Genomic DNA, 940 nt, shown 5'->3' on the forward strand with positions numbered 1-940 from the left:
GCCCAGCACCACGGCGGCCCCTACCCCGCCACCACCTCCACCTCCACCTCGGTGGGCGGCACCGCGGTGGAACGCTGGCTGCGCCCGGTCGTCTACCAGACGACGCCCGAGGCGCTGCTGCCTCCCGAACTCCGCGACGACAACCCGCTCCGCCTTCCCCGGCGGGTCGACGGCCGACTGGAGAACTGACCTCCATGGACCTGAAACTTCCCGAACTCCCCTTCCCGCTGCGGGCCTACGGCCCCGAGGCCGACTGGTCGTACGAGGACGGGCTGCTGACCGTCACCGCCGGTGCGCGGCAGGACCGTTTCGTCCCGCCGACCGGCCCCGTGACGGAGCCCGCGGCCGACGCACCGCGGCTGCTCGGCGCGCCCGAGGGCGACTTCCAGCTCGTCGCACGCGTCGACGTCCGCTTCGCCGCGGCGTTCGACGCGGGCGTGCTGTACGTCCACGTCGGCGAGCAGGAGTGGGCCAAGCTCTGCATGGAGCTCTCCCCGGACCTGCCGACCGTCTGCACGGTCGTCACCCGGGGCCACTCCGACGACGCCAACTCGTTCACGGTGGAGGGCGAGAGCGTCTGGCTGAGGGTCAGCCGCACGGGCAACGCCTTCGCCTTCCACGCCTCGACGGACGGCGAGCGGTGGACCTTCGTGCGCATCTTCGCCCTCGGCGACGAGGAGAGCGCCCGCGCGGCGCTGGTCGGCTTCATGGCGCAGTCGCCGGTGGGCGAGGGCTGCGACGTCTCCTTCGGCGCGATCGAGTTCCGCGAGGGGTGGCCGGAGAACCTCCGCGACGGCAGCTGAGGCGGCAACACGCCGGGCGGGCCGCGGCCCGTCCGGCGCAGGACACCGTGCGCGGCGCGGTGCCGCCCCACGCGCGGGTGCGGCGCGCCCGGCCCGGGGACGTCCTCCCGCCCAGGACCCCCGGAGGGGGAATGCCC

The 940-nt window shown here is 74.8% G+C and carries 1 protein-coding gene and 1 pseudogene; both read left to right on the forward strand.

Going from position 1 to position 940, the window contains the following annotated elements:
- A pseudogene (locus tag EAO77_RS35690) lies at positions 1-189 on the forward strand (aldehyde dehydrogenase (NADP(+))); the annotation flags it as partial.
- A 5-nt stretch (positions 190-194) separates the two neighbouring features.
- Complete coding sequence (locus EAO77_RS35695; protein WP_147992467.1) at positions 195-803, forward strand: DUF1349 domain-containing protein; 609 nt, start codon at positions 195-197, stop codon at positions 801-803.
- Positions 804-940 lie beyond the last annotated feature (137 nt).

It is taken from the genome of Streptomyces sp. T39, assembly GCF_008042045.1.
GTDB lineage: Bacteria > Actinomycetota > Actinomycetes > Streptomycetales > Streptomycetaceae > Streptomyces.

Coding starts and splice junctions, on each gene's coding strand:
- EAO77_RS35695 (WP_147992467.1), top strand. CDS start 195: ATGGACCTGAAACTTCCCGAACTCCCCTTCCCGCTGCGGGCCTACGGC.